The organism is Nocardioides guangzhouensis (genome assembly GCF_004519545.1).
In the GTDB taxonomy this organism is placed as follows: domain Bacteria; phylum Actinomycetota; class Actinomycetes; order Propionibacteriales; family Nocardioidaceae; genus Nocardioides; species Nocardioides guangzhouensis.
The window spans coordinates 101,029-115,447 of record NZ_SDKM01000003.1 but is presented as its reverse complement, the minus strand read 5'-3'; the positions used below and the strand labels follow the sequence as shown (position 1 = coordinate 115,447).

Annotated in this window: 15 protein-coding genes; 8 read left to right on the top strand and 7 right to left on the bottom strand. The window is 72.5% G+C overall.

Going from position 1 to position 14,419, the window contains the following annotated elements; translation table 11 throughout:
* Positions 1-8 precede the first annotated feature (8 nt).
* The 4 genes from rhaS to EKO23_RS03065 are packed head-to-tail and all read right to left on the bottom strand — an operon-like array spanning position 9 to position 4,691.
* Positions 9-1,037 carry a rhamnose ABC transporter substrate-binding protein gene (gene rhaS, locus EKO23_RS03080; RefSeq protein ID WP_134713954.1) on the bottom strand — a complete coding sequence of 343 codons (1,029 nt, stop codon included), beginning with the start codon at positions 1,035-1,037 and terminating at the stop codon, positions 9-11.
* A 2-nt stretch (positions 1,038-1,039) separates the two neighbouring features.
* Positions 1,040-2,101, bottom strand: a complete 1,062-nt coding sequence (locus EKO23_RS03075; protein WP_134713952.1) for an ABC transporter permease — start codon at positions 2,099-2,101, stop codon at positions 1,040-1,042.
* A complete protein-coding gene (locus EKO23_RS03070; protein WP_134713950.1) occupies positions 2,098-3,177 on the bottom strand; it encodes an ABC transporter permease in 1,080 nt (359 codons plus the stop codon). The genes EKO23_RS03075 and EKO23_RS03070 overlap by 4 nt, the downstream gene beginning before the upstream one ends.
* A complete protein-coding gene (locus EKO23_RS03065) occupies positions 3,174-4,691 on the bottom strand; it encodes a sugar ABC transporter ATP-binding protein (RefSeq protein WP_134713948.1) in 1,518 nt (505 codons plus the stop codon). Before EKO23_RS03065 ends, EKO23_RS03070 begins: the two co-directional genes overlap by 4 nt.
* Before the next feature lie 207 nt (positions 4,692-4,898).
* On the opposite strand from EKO23_RS03065, the gene EKO23_RS03060 reads away from it, so the two are divergent.
* The 5 genes from EKO23_RS03060 to EKO23_RS03040 all read left to right on the top strand — a co-directional run bounded on the left by EKO23_RS03060 (position 4,899) and on the right by EKO23_RS03040 (position 10,175).
* Positions 4,899-5,915, top strand: a complete 1,017-nt coding sequence (locus EKO23_RS03060; RefSeq protein ID WP_134713946.1) for a LacI family DNA-binding transcriptional regulator — start codon at positions 4,899-4,901, stop codon at positions 5,913-5,915.
* A 285-nt stretch (positions 5,916-6,200) separates the two neighbouring features.
* The gene (locus tag EKO23_RS03055) at positions 6,201-6,980 is read left to right on the top strand and encodes an exodeoxyribonuclease III (protein WP_134713944.1); all 780 of its coding nucleotides are present in this window, start codon (positions 6,201-6,203) and stop codon (positions 6,978-6,980) included.
* Between the two features lie 80 nt (positions 6,981-7,060).
* Positions 7,061-8,557, top strand: coding sequence for an FAD/NAD(P)-binding protein (locus EKO23_RS03050; RefSeq protein WP_217702428.1), 1,497 nt, complete (start codon positions 7,061-7,063; stop codon positions 8,555-8,557).
* The gene (locus EKO23_RS03045; RefSeq protein WP_134713942.1) at positions 8,460-9,650 is read left to right on the top strand and encodes a DNA recombination protein RmuC; all 1,191 of its coding nucleotides are present in this window, start codon (positions 8,460-8,462) and stop codon (positions 9,648-9,650) included. The genes EKO23_RS03050 and EKO23_RS03045 overlap by 98 nt, the downstream gene beginning before the upstream one ends.
* A gap of 21 nt (positions 9,651-9,671) precedes the next feature.
* A complete protein-coding gene (locus EKO23_RS03040) occupies positions 9,672-10,175 on the top strand; it encodes a DUF6542 domain-containing protein (protein WP_175582654.1) in 504 nt (167 codons plus the stop codon).
* Here EKO23_RS03040 and EKO23_RS03035 read toward each other — a convergent pair.
* Together EKO23_RS03035 and EKO23_RS03030 are read right to left on the bottom strand one after the other, a co-directional pair.
* Positions 10,109-10,732: an L-threonylcarbamoyladenylate synthase gene (locus tag EKO23_RS03035; RefSeq protein WP_134713940.1), complete on the bottom strand. Its 624-nt coding sequence runs from the start codon at positions 10,730-10,732 to the stop codon at positions 10,109-10,111. The two genes, EKO23_RS03040 and EKO23_RS03035, sit on opposite strands and share 67 nt — an antisense overlap.
* A gap of 13 nt (positions 10,733-10,745) precedes the next feature.
* Positions 10,746-11,747, bottom strand: a complete 1,002-nt coding sequence (locus EKO23_RS03030) for a 4-hydroxy-3-methylbut-2-enyl diphosphate reductase (RefSeq protein ID WP_134713938.1) — start codon at positions 11,745-11,747, stop codon at positions 10,746-10,748.
* A gap of 89 nt (positions 11,748-11,836) precedes the next feature.
* On the opposite strand from EKO23_RS03030, the gene xseA reads away from it, so the two are divergent.
* A complete protein-coding gene (gene xseA, locus EKO23_RS03025) occupies positions 11,837-13,102 on the top strand; it encodes an exodeoxyribonuclease VII large subunit (RefSeq protein WP_246050869.1) in 1,266 nt (421 codons plus the stop codon).
* A complete protein-coding gene (locus tag EKO23_RS03020; RefSeq protein WP_134713936.1) occupies positions 13,095-13,310 on the top strand; it encodes an exodeoxyribonuclease VII small subunit in 216 nt (71 codons plus the stop codon). The genes xseA and EKO23_RS03020 overlap by 8 nt, the downstream gene beginning before the upstream one ends.
* Before the next feature lie 10 nt (positions 13,311-13,320).
* On the opposite strand, the gene EKO23_RS03015 is transcribed toward EKO23_RS03020, so the two are convergent.
* Positions 13,321-13,890 (bottom strand): DUF4245 family protein, encoded by a 570-nt coding sequence (locus EKO23_RS03015; RefSeq protein ID WP_167880297.1) that lies wholly within the window; start codon positions 13,888-13,890, stop codon positions 13,321-13,323.
* A 131-nt stretch (positions 13,891-14,021) separates the two neighbouring features.
* On the opposite strand from EKO23_RS03015, the gene EKO23_RS03010 reads away from it, so the two are divergent.
* Positions 14,022-14,417 (top strand): TOBE domain-containing protein, encoded by a 396-nt coding sequence (locus tag EKO23_RS03010; RefSeq protein WP_134713932.1) that lies wholly within the window; start codon positions 14,022-14,024, stop codon positions 14,415-14,417.
* The last annotated feature ends 2 nt before the right edge of the window (positions 14,418-14,419 follow it).

Sequence of the window (14,419 nt, the reverse complement as noted above, 5' to 3'; positions counted from 1 at the left end):
GGGTGGGATCAGAAGTCGAAGTCGTCGATGTTGTCCTTGTTGAACTTGAACGGGTCGCCGAGCAGGACCTCGCCGTCGGCGCCGACGGTGTACTCGCCGAGCTTCCCGGCCTTGAAGGTGTCGCCCTCGTCGCCCTTGATGTCGCCGTCGACCAGCGCCTTCGCGGTCCACGCGGCCAGGTAGCCGAGGTCCTCGGGGTTCCACAGCGCGAACTCGGTCACGGTGCCGTTCTTGACGTACTCCCGCATCTGGTTCGGGGTGCCCAGGCCGGTCAGCGCGACCTTGCCCTGCTTGTCCGAGTCGGACAGGTAGCGGGCGGCCGCCGCGATGCCGACCGTGGTCGGGGAGATGATGCCCTTCAGGTTCGGGTGCGACTGCAGCAGCGCCGCGGTCTTGTCGAACGAGGTCTGGTCGTCGTCGTCGCCGTAGACGGTGTCGACGAGCTTGATGTTCGGGTGGCTCGCGGCCAGCTCCTTCTTCATCGTCTCGATCCAGGCGTTCTGGTTGGTCGCGTTCGCCGAGGCGGACAGGATCGCGATCTCGCCCGCGTCACCGATCTGGTCGGCGATCATGTCGACCTGGACCTTGGCGATGCCCTCGGCGCTGGCCTGGTTCACGAACACGTCGCGGCAATCGGCCTCGGTGTCGGAGTCGAAGGTCACCACGTTGGTGCCGGCGTCCCGAGCCTCGTTCAGCGCGTCGCAGATCGCCTTCGGGTCGTTGGCCGAGACCACCAGCGCGCTCACCTGCTGCTGCGCGGCGGTGTTGATGTACTCGACCTGGGCGTCGGGGCTGGCCTCCTGCGGGCCGACCTCCTCGAACGTCCCGCCGAACTCCTCGACCGCGGCCTTGCCGCCGGCGTCAGAGGTGTCGAAGTAGGGGTTGCCGAGGTTCTTCGGGAGGAACGTCACGCGGATGTCGCCGCCGTCCCCACCGCCGCTGCCGGAGGCGTCGTCGCCACCGCAGGCGGTGAGCATCATGGCGCTCGCCAGCACCAGCGACGCGACCGCGGTTGTCCGCTTCGAGAAGAGCTTCATGGTCAGTGCCTTCCTTGAGTTGCCACGCCCGCGGGCGCGTCCGTGGGGCTCGAGCCCCGGGTGTTCCGCCTGGCCGCGGTCGTCTTCATGACCCAATCCAGGACGCTGGTGGACACCACCGAGACCACGAGGAGCAGCCCGATGATGATGTTGATGACGTTGACGGTCTGGCCCTCGAGCCGCAGGGCCGCGGCCAGGACGCCGATCAACAGGACGCCGGCGATCACGCCGTGCAGGCGGCCCCGGCCGCCGAAGATCGACACGCCTCCGAGGAGGACGGCGGCGATCACGCGGAGCTCCAGGCCGGTGGCGTTGTCACCACGGGCGCTGCCGAACCGCAGGGTGTAGTAGATGCCGGCCAGGGCCGAGACGACGCCGGCGAGCATGAACAGGACCAGCTTGGTGCGCTGGACGTCCACGCCGGTGAAGCGCGCGGCCTCGGTGTTGAGGCCGATGTCGTAGATGCCGCGGCCGAACGCCGTGAAGTGCAGCAGGAAAGCGAACACCACGGCCAGGACCGCGACCAGCACGATCACCTGCGGGTATGGCGTCTCGCCGATCTTCTCGGTGGCACGGTCGGTCCACTTCTCGGGGAAGTCGGTGACCGCCTTGGTGCCGAGCAGGCCGACCGCGAGCCCGCGGTAGAGCGCGAGCGTGCCGATGGTGACCGCGAGCGACGGGAGCCCGACGTACGCCACAAGGAAGCCGTTGAGGGCGCCGCAGAGGAGGCCGACGACCAGGGCGAGCAGGCCCGCCGCCGGGATCGACCAGCCAGCCTCGTGGAGGACGCCGACCAGGACGCTGGAGAGCCCCACCACGCTGGCCACCGAGAGGTCGATCTCGCCGGTGACGATGATCAGCGTCATCGGCAGCGCGATCAGCAGGATCGGCGTCATGTCGAGCAGCAGGTAGGTGATCGTGAGCGGTCCGTCGAAGAACTGCACGTTGTTCACGGAGTAGAACCAGACCGCCAGCAGCAGGGCGATCACCGCGGTCTCGCGAGTGAACAGCCAGCGCTGCCACAGGGGCCGGGAGTACGCCGGGTAGGCGCGCGTGCTGCTCATGACTCTTCCCTCGCTTCGACGAGCTTGCGGGCCTGCCGGGCGGAGAGCACCCGGTCGAGGACGATCGCGCTGAGGATCAGGCCACCCACGACGGCGCGCTGCCAGAAGTCGGGGATGCCGAGGATCGGCAGGGCCCGGTCGATGGTGACCAGGAGGATCGCGCCGAGCGCGGCGCCCCAGACGGTGCCGCTGCCGCCGAAGATCGCCACGCCGCCGATGACCACGGCGGCCACGGCCTCGAGCTCGATGCCGGCGCCGGCGCCCGCCGAGACGGTGCCGTAGCGGGCGGCGTACACGACGCCGGCCAGGCCGGCCAGGCTGCCGCTGAGGACGAACGCGGCGATCACCCGGCGGCGCACCTGCAGGCCGTAGAGGACCGCGGCGTCTGGGTCGGAGCCGATCGCGTAGAGCTCGCGGCCGCCCCGGTGGCTGTGCAGGTAGTAGCCGACCACGCCGACCACGACCGCAGCGATGAGGAACAGCACCGGGAAGCCGAGCACCGACTTGGTGCCGAGGCTGAGGAAGCCCTCCGGCATGTCGCTGGCGTTGATCCGGTCGCTACCGGCCCACGACAGCACGAGCCCGCGGTAGATGTAGAGCGTGCCCAGCGTGATCACCAGCGCCGGCACCTTCGCCAGCCCGACCAGCAGGCCGTTGACCAGGCCCAGCACCGCACCGAAGGCGATCCCGGCGAGGAACACCACGACGATCGGGATGCCCGGGTTGTCGACGAACAGGCGGCCGGTGAGGTACGCCGTGAGCGCGAGCACCGAGCCGACCGACAGGTCGACGTTGCGGGTGATGATCACGACCGCCTGGCCGGCCGCGAGCAGCAGCAGGATCGACGGGGTGAGCAGCAGGTCGCGCCACGAGTTGGCGCTGAACAGGAAGCTCGGGGTCTTGATCGTCGCGGCCGCGACCACCAGGACCAGGACCAGGAAGATCGACATCTCGCGCGAGCGGACGATCGTGTTGAACCAGAGCAGCGCGCGCGGCTGACGGCTCGGCTCGACCAGCCGCTCGACCTCGGCGGTCGAGAGGTGCGGCTCGTCGGGCCTGATGGTCACGTCACTCATGCCGAGGCCTCCTGGTGGGTCTGGGTGGCGGCGCGCATGACGTTCTCCGGGGTGGCCTGGTCGCGCGGGATGTCGGCGGTCAGGCGGCCCTCGCAGAGCACGAGCACCCGGTCGGCCATGCCGAGAACCTCGGGCAGCTCGGAGGAGATCATCAGGATCGCCATCCCCTGGCCGGCCAGCTCGGAGAGCAGGCGGTGCACCTCGGCCTTGGTGCCGACGTCGATGCCGCGGGTGGGCTCGTCGATGATCAGCAGCCTCGGGTCGGTCGCGAGCCACTTGGCGATGACGACCTTCTGCTGGTTGCCGCCGCTCATGGTCGCGGCGGTCATGTCCAGCGCGCTGGTCTTCACCTCGAGCTTCTCGGCCCACGGCCGGGCGGCCCTGCCCTCGTCGCTGCCGGTGAGCAGGCCGAACCGGCTGAGCCCGCCGCGGATCACGCCCGCGATGTTGCGGGCCACGGAGGCGTCGGTGACCAGGCCCTGCTTGCGGCGGTCCTCGGGGATGAACGCGATGCCGCGGTGGATGGCGGCGCGCGGATTGTGCTTCGGGACGGACGTCCCGTCGAGGGTGACCGTGCCGGCGTCGTAGCGGTCGACGCCGAAGACGGCGCGGGCCACCTCGCTGCGGCCGGCACCGACCAGCCCGGCCAGGCCGACGATCTCGCCGGCCCGGACCTCGAAGGACACGTCGTGGAAGAGGCCGGCGGAGCTGAGGCCCTCGACCTTCAGCACCGGCTCGCCGAGCTCGGCGGGCGTCTTGGGGAAGAGGTCGCCCACCTCGCGGCCGACCATCATCGAGACGATGCCGTCGACGGAGGTCCCGGCGGCGGCCACCGTGTCGACGTACGAGCCGTCGCGCATCACGGTGATCGTGTCGCAGAGACCGAAGACCTCGTCGAAGCGGTGGGAGATGAAGATCAGGGCGCGGCCCTCGTCCCGGAGGCTGCGGGCGACCGCGAAGAGGCGGTCCACCTCGACGCCGCTCAGGGCGGCGGTGGGCTCGTCCATGATCAGCAGCCGCGCGTCGAGCGAGATGGCCTTGGCGATCTCGAGGATCTGCTGGTCGGCGATCGAGAGCCCGAGCGCCGGGCGGCGCGGGTCGATGTGGACGCCGAGCCGGGCGAACAGGCGCTCCGTCTCGGCGTACATCGCGGCCCGGTCGATCCGCCGACCGCGGCCGGTGGGCTGGCGGCCCATGAAGATGTTCTCGGTGACCGACAGGTCCGGGAACAGGGTCGGCTCCTGGTAGATCACCGCGACGCCTGCGTCCTTGGACTCGGCGGTGCTCCCGAAGTCGACCTCCTCCCCGCCGAGCAGGAACTCCCCCGCGTCGCGGCGGTGCACGCCGGCGACGATCTTGACCAGCGTGGACTTGCCGGCGCCGTTCTCCCCCACCAGTGCGTGGATCGATCCGGTCCGGGCCTCGATGCGCCCGGAGCGCAGGGCCACGACCGGCCCGAACGACTTCGAGACGTCGCGGAGAGCGAGGACCACCTCGCCGCTTCCTGCCGTCATCGGAACCTCCGGTTGTCGTGATTGAAAGGTTTCAAGTTTGGCTAACGTAACGTGACCGTCGCCACACGTCAAGGCTCGCCAGAGATTTGGCCTGAACGGGTCTCCACCTGCGTAGACAGGTGGAAGTCGCTACAGTCGTGCGAGACGCAGGAAGCGTCGTAACGTTTTAGGTCGACCCGGCAAGGGGTCGCGGGACGGGGTGGTCGCATGGCTGTGGGCGTCAAGGACATCGCCGTGGCCGCCGGCGTCTCGCTGGGCACGGTCTCCAACGTGCTCAACCACCCCGACCGGGTCAGCGCGCGGACCCGCGCCCGCGTCGAGCAGGTGATGAGCGACCTCGGGTTCGTGCCCAACGAGTCGGCCCGCCAGCTGCGCGCGGGCCGCTCCCGCACGCTGGCCTACGTCGTGCTCGACGCCTCCAACCCGTTCTTCACCGACGTCTCGCGCGGGGTCGAGGAGACCGTCGCGGAGAAGGACCTCTCGCTGTTCATGTGCAACAGCGACAACCGGGTCGACCGCGAGAACGCCTACCTCACGCGGCTGGAGGAGCAGCGCGTCGCCGGCGTCCTGGTCACCCCGGTCGACCCCGACTCCCAGACCCTCGACCTGATCTCCGGTCGGGGGACCCCGATCGTGATCGTCGACCGGATCCGCTCGCGGGAGACGCACTGCTCGGTGGCGGTCGACGACGTGCTCGGCGGCCGGCTCGCGATGGAGCACCTGCTCGACCTCGGGCACCAGCGGGTCGCGTTCATCGGCGGACCGTCGTCGATCGGCCAGGTCCGCGACCGGCACCAGGGATCCCTCGACGCGCTCGAGGACGCCGGCCTCTCCGAGGACCACCTCACCCGCATCGACACCGCCTCGCTCAGCATCGGCGAGGGACGCCTCGCCGCGGAGCGCCTGCTCGGCATCTCCAGCAAGCGCCGCCCGACCGCCGCGTTCTGCGCCAACGACCTGCTCGCGCTCGGCCTGCTCCAGCAGTGCGTGGCCTCCGGCGTGCGCGTCCCCGACGACCTCGCGATCGTCGGCTACGACGACATCGAGTACGCCGGCGCCGCCGCCGTACCCCTCACCTCAGTGCGCCAGCCCCGGATGCGTCTCGGCCGCACCGCCGCCGAGCTCCTCCTCGACGAGGTCGACAACCCGGACCACGCCCACCAGCAGATCACCTTCACCCCCGAGCTGGTCGCCCGCGCCTCCACCGCCACCCGCAGCGCCTGACGCCCCACCTCCCGCCCAGGTGCCCGATCTTGCTGGCCGAGGTGCCCCGAATTGCGCGCCGAGCGGCCAGCTCTTGCGCGGCGCCGTGGTTTCGAGACGCTCGCTGGCGCTCGCTCCTCAACCAGCGGCGGATGGCGCTCGCTCCTCAACCAGCGGCGGATGGCGCTCGCTCCTCGGCCAACGGCGCGGGACGTCGTACGAAATGGCTGCTCGCCCGACTGCTGGCCCGACCACATCGCATGACGTCCCGCACGACCCAGCCCTGGCCACGGCTACCCTCGCGGGGTGCGCATCGCCACCTGGAACGTCAACTCGCTCCGCAGCCGGATCGACCGCGTCGAGGCGTTCCTCGAGCGCCACGACGTCGACGTGCTGGCCCTGCAGGAGACCAAGGCCCGCGAGGACCAGCTGCCGCTGATGGGGCTGCAGTCACTGGGCTACGAGGTCGCCTCGGTCGGCCACAACCAGTGGAACGGCGTCGCGATCGTCAGCCGGGTGGGCATCGAGGACGTCACCGTCGGCTTCGAGGGGATGCCCGGCTGGGGCGACCCGGTGGCAGCCGAGGCGCGGGCCCTGGGCGCCGTGTGCGGCGGCGTGCGGATCTGGTCGCTGTACGTCCCCAACGGGCGCAAGATCGACGACCCTCACTACCTCTACAAGCTCGACTGGCTGGCCCGGCTGCGCGACGCGGCCCGCGCCTGGCACGACGACGACACCGCCCTGGTTGGCGACTGGAACATCGCACCGCAGGACGACGACGTGTTCGACATGGCGGCGTACGCCAACGACACGCACGTGACCCCGCGCGAGCGGGCGGCGTTCGCCGGCTTCCTCGAGGACGGGTACGTCGACGTGGTGCGGCCGCACACGCCCGGGCCGGGGGTCTTCACGTACTGGGACTACTTCCGCCAGCGCTGGGAGCGCAACCGCGGCATGCGGATCGACTTCATCCTCGGCTCGCCGTCGCTGGCCGCGCGGGTCACCGGCGCGTTCATCGACCGCGAGGAGCGGGACGGCAAGGGTGCCTCCGACCACGCCCCGGTGGTGGCCGACCTGACGGACTGACCGGCACGGCGATGCCGGGTTCCGGACGTCATGTGTCTACTATCTGGATCGGATCACTTGCCTATCGGAGGGAGCGCACGTTGAGGACGGTCGCCGTCGTGGGGGCGGGAGCCGCGGGCACCCTGACCGCCACCCGCCTGCTGCGCGAGGCCCTCGAGCCGGTCCACGTGCTGCTCGTCGACCCCGACCTGACCACCGGACGCGGCGTCGCCTACTCCACGCCCGACACCCGGCACCTGCTCAACGTGCCGGCCAGCGGGATGAGCGCGTACGCCGAGGAGCCCGACCACCTGGTGCGCTGGCTGCGCGGCAGCGTCGCTCCGGACGCCCAGCCGCACGACTTCGTCCCCCGCGCCTGGTACGGCGCGTACCTCGCCACGCTGCTGGCCCGAGCCGCCGACACCGGCCCCGGCCGGCTGACCCGGGTGCACGACACCGTCACCCGCGTCGAGGAGCACGACGGCGGGCTGCTGCTCGGCACCGCGTCGGGCGACCCGCTGGAAGCCGACGCCGTGGTGCTGGCGCTCGGCACCCGCCCGGCGGCGACCTGGGCTCCCGACGAGCTGCGTGCCTCCCCCCGCTTCGTCCCGGACCCCTGGGCGCCCGCCGCCCTGGCCGACCTCCCCGACGGCGACGTGCTGCTCGTGGGCACCGGCCTGACCATGGTCGACGTCGCGATCACCGCCGACCGTCCCGGGCGCGCCCTCCATGCCGCCTCCCGGCACGGCGTCCTCCCCCGAACCCACCGGCTGCCGACCACGCCGCCCGTCGACCCGCCGAACGGGCTGGTGCACTGCACGGACCTGCCGTCCCTGCGCCGCCTGGTCGAGGAGCACGTCCTCGAGACCCTCGAGATCACGGGCGACTGGCGCCCGGCCATCGACGGGCTCCGCAGCGTCACCACCGCGGTCTGGCAGCGGCTTCCCGACGCCGACAAGCGCGCGTTCCTGGCCGAGGACGCCCGCACCTGGGACGCCCACCGGCACCGCATGCCGCCGGTGACCCGGGCCCGGCTCGACGCGGTCGCCGAGGCCGGGCGACTCGTGCAGCACGTCGGCTCCGTGGCCGAGGTCGAGGAGACCGCGGACGGTCTCGACGTACGCCTGACCGACGGCACGACCCTGCACGTGGGCTCCGTGGTCAACTGCACCGGACCGGTCGCCGACCTCGCGGCCGACCCCCTGCTCGGCACCCTGTACGCCGCGGGGCTGGTCTCTCCCGGTGCCGCCGGGCTGGGCCTGGCCACCGGACCGGCCGGCCGCGTGACCGGACCGACGGCCGCACCCGTGTGGACGCTCGGCTCGCTCCGGCGCGGCGACCTGTGGGAGTCGACCGCGATGCCGGAGATCCGGGTCCAGGCCGCCGACGTGGCGCGAGCCGTGCTCGCGCACCTCGGCGACGGGACGGCCGCGCTGGCCGATCCCGCGGTGGCGGCGCGCCCGACCGGCGCTGTCGGTGGCCTCCGCCATGCTGCGTCCCATGAGTCTCGCAACGGTGCTGCTGACCCTGGCCCTGCTGGCGACCGGCCTGACGGCCGGCCTGCTGCTCGGCCTGCGGCTGGGCCGGTCGCGCCCTGACCGGGCCGCAGCGCTGCCCGCCGCCCTGACCGCCCTGCAGGAGCGGGCCGCGGGCGACGCGGTGATCCGCGAGGGCCTGGAGCGGTTGCAGGACCAGCTGCGCGACCTCGGCCACGACCGCGCCACCTGGCAGGGCCAGCTCGCCCAGCAGGTCTCCGACATGCGCCTGTCCACGGAGTCGCTGCGGCGCGAGACCCAGTCGCTGTCGACCGCGCTGCGCAAGCCTCAGGTCCGGGGCCGGTGGGGCGAGATGCACCTGCGCCGCGCGGTCGAGCTCGCCGGCCTGGTCGACCGGTGCGACTTCACCGAGCAGGCACGTCTCGAGGACGGAGCGCTCCGTCCCGACCTGCTGGTCCGGCTCGCCGGCGACAAGTGCGTGGTGGTCGACGCCAAGGTCCCGCTCGACGCGTTCCTCGACGCCACCGCGACCGACGACGAGGACGAGCGCGGGGCCCACCTGGCCCGGCACGCGCGCCAGGTGCGGCAGCACGTCGAGGGCCTCTCCGCCAAGCGCTACTGGCGGGCGCTGCCGGAGTCACCGGAGTTCGTGGTGCTGTTCGTGCCGGGCGAGTCCTTCCTGTCGGCAGCGCTGGAGGCCGACGGCGCGCTGATCGAGCACGCCGCGCAACGCCAGGTCGTGCTGGCCACCCCGACGACGCTGATCGCGCTGCTGCGCACGGTCGCGCACGGCTGGTCCCACGAGGCGCTGGCCGACCAGGCGAGCGAGGTGCACCGGCTCGGGCGCGAGCTGCACGAGCGGCTGGCCCGGATGGGCGGCCACCTCGACCTCGTCGGCCGCTCGCTGGGCGCCGCGGTCGGCCACTACAACCAGGCGATCGGCGCGCTGGAGTCGCGGGTGCTGGTCAGCGCCCGTCGGTTCGGCGAGATGGGGGTGACCGACGACGAGCTGCCCACGCCGCGCCAGGTCGAGGCCGCGCCCCGGTCGCTCGGCGCCGACGCCCCCGAGCCTGCGGACGACCCGGTCGCCCGCGAGCTGCACGCCGCCGACCCGCCCGACGAGGGCCTGCTGCCCGGCCTCGGCGACGCGACCGACCGCGACCGCCGTACGGCGCGCCGCGCACAGGGCGCCTGACCCGCGGCCTACGGTGGGGCCGTGGCCAGGGCACGCACCCTCTGGGAAGAGGGCACCGAGCCGGGTCGGCAGGTGGTCGTGCTCGGCATCGCGACCACGCTGACCGCGGTGGTGCTCGACATGCTCGTCAACGGCCGGCTGACCGTGGTCTTCGACCTGGTCTTCGTGCCGCTGTGCGTCGCGCTCGCCCTGCTGGTCCGGCCGCGCGACTTCTTCACGGTCGGCGTGCTGCCCCCGCTGCTCATGCTGGGCGCCGTCTGGGTGCTCGCGCTCGTCGACACCGCGGCAGTGGCCCACGCCGCCGACGGCACCGTCCAGGCAGTGGTGACCGGGCTGGCCCGGCACGCGACCGCGCTGGTCACCGGCTACGGGCTGACCCTGTTCTGCCTGGGCATGCGGACCCGCGTCATGGCGGCCCGACGCCGCGAGCGACCCCGGATCCCTGACCCGCGCGAGGGTCAGGACGCGAACCTCGTGGCGTCCCCGGCGCCGCGGCGGAGCACCTCGGGCGCACCCTCGGAGTAGTCGACGACCGTCGTCGGCACCGGCAGGCACTCGCCGGACTCGACCACGATGTCGACGACGTGGTCGAGCTCCTCTTTGATCTCCCAGCCCAGCGACCGCGGCTCGTCCTCCCCGGGCAGGATGAGGGTGCTGGTCAGGATCGGCTCGCCCATGGCCTCGAGCAGCGCACAGGTGACGACGTGGTCGGTGATCCGGACACCGACGGTGCGCTTCTTCGGGTGCATCAGCCGGCGCGGCACCTCGCCCGTGGCCGGCAGGATGAAGGTGTACGGCCCGGGGGTGACCGCCTTGATCGCACGGAACGCATGGTTGTCCACGTGCACGAACTGCCCGAGCTGGGCGAAGTCGCGGCACATCAGCGTGAAGTGGTGCTTGTCGTCGAGCTGCCGGATCCGCAGGATGCGGTCGCGGCCGTCGCGGTTGCCGAGCTGGCAACCGAGTGCGTAGCCGGAGTCCGTCGGGTAGGCGATGAGGGCGTCGTCGCGCAGCGCCTCGACGACCTGGTCGACCAGCCGTTGCTGCGGGTTGTCGGGATGGATGTCGACGTAACGGGCCATGCCGGGCGCCCGCTCAGTCGCGGGCGGCGGCGCGCAGGTCGCGGCGCAGCTCGGGGGGCAGCGCGAAGATCAGGGACTCCTCGGCGGTGTGCACGGCCTGGGCGTCGGGGTAGCCGCGCTCGGCGAGGAACTCCAGCACGCCCTCGACCAGCTCCTCCGGCACGGACGCGCCGGAGGTGACGCTGACCGTGGAGACGCCCTCGAGCCAGGCCTCGTCGATCTCGGAGGCGTCGTCGACGCGGTGGGAGGCCTTCGCGCCGGACTCCAGCGCGACCTCGACCAGCCGCACCGAGTTGGAGGAGTTGCCGGAGCCCACCACGATCACCAGGTCGGCGTCGTGCGCGATCTCCTTGACCGCGAGCTGGCGGTTCTGGGTGGCGTAGCAGATGTCGTCGCTCGGCGGGTCGAGCAGGGCCGGGAACCGCTTGCGGATCGCGGCCACCGTCTCCATGGTCTCGTCGACCGAGAGCGTGGTCTGCGACAGCCAGGCGACGCGCTCGGGGTCGCGGACGGTGATGCCGGCGACGTCGTCCGGGCCCTGCACGAGCTGGATGTGCTCGGGGGCCTCACCGGCGGTGCCCTCGACCTCCTCGTGGCCCTCGTGCCCGATCAGCAGGATGTCGTAGTCCTCGCCGGCGAACCGCTTCGCCTCGTGGTGCACCTTGGTCACCAGGGGGCAGGTGGCGTCGATGGTCTTGAGCGAGCGCTCTCCCGCCTGCCGGTGCACCTCGGGAGAGACGCCGTGCGCGGAGAACACGACGGTCGCGCCCTCGGGGACCTCGTCGAGCTCCTCGACGAAGATCGCGCCGCGCCCCTCGAGGTTCGCGACCACGTGCTTGTTGTGCACGATCTGCTTGCGGACGTAGACCGGCGCGCCGTAGAGGTCGAGCGCCTTCTCTACGGTGATCACCGCGCGGTCGACGCCGGCGCAGTAGCCGCGCGGCGCGGCCAGGCGCACGGCGCGCTCGGCCTCGTCGGGCGAGAGTACGGCGGGGGTGCCCAGGTCGGTGCTCATGGGCCCGAGTCTACGGACGCGGCGCGCCCCGGCCGAACTGCCGCCGTCGGTCCGGCGGCCCGTCGGTCGGGTGCCCTAGGCTCCGGCCCGTGCCCTCGCTGCGCGACACCACCCTCGAGTCCCCCGCCCCGGTGCGGGCGGTGGCCAACGCGCTCGCGGCGTACATCGACCGTCTCGGCGTGATCTGGGTCGAGGGCCAGGTGGCCCAGCTCAGCCGCCGGCAGGGGCTGGCCACGGTGTTCCTCACCCTGCGCGACCCCGTCGCCGACCTGTCGATCTCCGTGACCTGCTCCCGCGCCCTGTTCGACGGGCTCAACCCGCCGGTGGTCGAGGGGGCGAGCATCGTGATCCAGGCGAAGCCGTCGTTCTACGCGACCCGCGGCACCCTCTCGCTGCAGGCCCGCGACATCCGCACGGTCGGGCTCGGCGAGCTGCTGGCCCGAATCGAGCGCCGGCGCCAGCTGCTGGCGGCCGAGGGTCTGTTCGCGGCCGAGCTCAAGCGCCGGCTGCCGTTCCTGCCACACACCGTCGGCCTGGTGACCGCCCCCGGCTCCGACGCCGAGCGCGACGTCGTCGAGAACGCCCGCCGCCGTTGGCCCTCGGTCGAGGTCCGGGTGGCCGCCGCCCGCATGCAGGGCCGCGACAGCGCCGTCGAGGTGATCGAGGCGCTGGGCCGCCTCGACCGCGACCCCGAGGTCGACGTCATCGTGATCGCCCGCGGCGGCGGCTCGGTCGAGGACCTGCTGCCGTTCTCCGACGAGGCGCTGGTGCGGGCCGTCCACCGGGCACGGACGCCGGTGGTCTCCGCCATCGGGCACGAGGCGGACCAGCCGCTCCTCGACCTGGTCGCCGACGTGCGCGCGTCCACCCCGACCGACGCGGCCCGCCGGGTGGTGCCCGACGTCGCCGAGGAGACCCAGCGCGTCGCCTCGGCCCGGGACCGGATGCGCACGGTCCTGACCGGCTGGGTCGAGCGCGAGCAGCACCGCCTCGACGCGATCCGGTCGCGACCCGCCATGGCCGACCCGCGAACCCTGGTCGACGCCCGGATCGACGAGCTGCACGCGCTGCGCGACCGTGCCCGCCGCACTCTCCGGCACCGGCTGGACCGCGCCTCCGACGACGTGCGGCACCACGCCGCCCGGGCGGCGGCGCTCTCACCGCTGGCCACCCTGCGCCGGGGGTACGCCGTGCTCCAGGATCCCGACGGCCACGTGCTGACGTCCGTCGCCGGGCTGGCCGAGGGCGACCCGGTCTCGGTGCGAGTCGCCGACGGACGCCTGCACGCCACCACCACCCGCACCGAGGCCGCGACCCCGCTGGTCGAGCCCGAGGAGGAGGACACCCATGAGTGACCAGTCCGACGAGACCGAGGGCCTTTCCTACGAGGCCGCCCGCGAGGAGCTGGTCGCGGTGGTCGCCCAGCTCGAGGCCGGCGGCACGTCGCTGGAGGAGTCACTCGCGCTCTGGGAGCGCGGCGAGAAGCTCGCCCGGGTCTGCCAGGGCTGGCTCGACGGCGCCCGCAAGCGGCTCGACGCCGCGATCGAGGCCGACGGGGACTGAGCCCGGCGGCTCAGGACACGTCGTCGGTGGTCAGCGACGCGGTGAGGTCCCGGATCCGCTCCTCGGGGGCGGTGCCGACCACGAGCACGACGCCGGCGTCGGTCTCCGCCGCCAGCCCGTAGTCGCCGCCGCCGTCGGTGAACGACCGCCACTCGGGCGCCAGCGTGCTGTCCAGCGTGACCGGGTCGCCCTCCTGCGCGTCCGCGTCGACGTACGTCGTCACCAGGTCGTCGAGGGTGCTCCCGGCGTCGGCGCCGGGGTCGACGGTGTCCTGGCGGATCCCGACGAAGTGGTCCTCGCCGCTGAGCAGCGAGATGCCCCAGACGCCGTCCGCGTTGTACGCCGCGGCGGTCGCGATCCAGCCCTGGGGCAGCGTCGGCGGGTAGACGACCGGGCCGCCGCCGCCTTGTTGCAGCGCCTTGACGGTGGCGAGGTAGTCGACGCTGTCCGGCTTGATCTCGAGGTCGTCGCGGTTGAGCGCGCGGAATGCCACGAACGCGACGATGACCCCGATCACGACGATCAGCGCGCCCACCATCCCCGGGAAGCTGCGTTGGTACCGGCCCGCCTGCTCGCTCACACGCAGCATTCTCCCGGGCCGGCCCGAGACCCCGGTCGCCGGGTGGAACGACACCCCGGAAGCGGGAGTCCGCGACGCGCAGGTGCGGAGCCTACTGGTCAATCCTGCCGCAGGTGCGGCACACTTCACCCGTGACGACGTATCGGATTGCGGAAGCCGCCGAGCTGCTCGGTGTCAGCGACGACACCCTGCGCCGGTGGGTCGAGGCGGGACGGCTCCGCACCACGAGCGACGGGGGACGCTCCGTGGTCGCGGGGACCGACCTGGCCGCGCTCGCCGAGTCCCTGGCCGAGCACCCGGACCGCGAGGCCTCGCGGGCCTCCGCGGTGAGCGCCCGCAACCGGCTCTCCGGGATCGTCACCAAGGTCACCAAGGACACCGTGATGGCGCAGGTGGAGATGATCTGCGGGCCCTACCGGATGGTGTCGCTGATGAGCACCGAGGCGGCCGAGGAGCTCGCCCTCGAGCCCGGTGTCCGCGCCATCGCCTCGGTGAAGTCCACCAACGTCGTCGTCGAGAGGCCCTGACC

Bases quoted from the DNA above. Each gene is read 5' to 3' on its own strand.
- EKO23_RS03020 (WP_134713936.1), top strand. From the start codon at position 13,095: ATGAGTGACCAGTCCGACGAGACCGAGGGCCTTTCCTACGAGGCCGCC.
- EKO23_RS03035 (WP_134713940.1), bottom strand. From the start codon at position 10,732: ATGGCCCGTTACGTCGACATCCATCCCGACAACCCGCAGCAACGGCTG.
- EKO23_RS03060 (WP_134713946.1), top strand. From the start codon at position 4,899: ATGGCTGTGGGCGTCAAGGACATCGCCGTGGCCGCCGGCGTCTCGCTG.
- EKO23_RS03065 (WP_134713948.1), bottom strand. From the start codon at position 4,691: ATGACGGCAGGAAGCGGCGAGGTGGTCCTCGCTCTCCGCGACGTCTCG.
- EKO23_RS03045 (WP_134713942.1), top strand. From the start codon at position 8,460: ATGAGTCTCGCAACGGTGCTGCTGACCCTGGCCCTGCTGGCGACCGGC.
- rhaS (WP_134713954.1), bottom strand. From the start codon at position 1,037: ATGAAGCTCTTCTCGAAGCGGACAACCGCGGTCGCGTCGCTGGTGCTG.
- EKO23_RS03030 (WP_134713938.1), bottom strand. From the start codon at position 11,747: ATGAGCACCGACCTGGGCACCCCCGCCGTACTCTCGCCCGACGAGGCC.
- EKO23_RS03075 (WP_134713952.1), bottom strand. From the start codon at position 2,101: ATGAGCAGCACGCGCGCCTACCCGGCGTACTCCCGGCCCCTGTGGCAG.
- EKO23_RS03070 (WP_134713950.1), bottom strand. From the start codon at position 3,177: ATGAGTGACGTGACCATCAGGCCCGACGAGCCGCACCTCTCGACCGCC.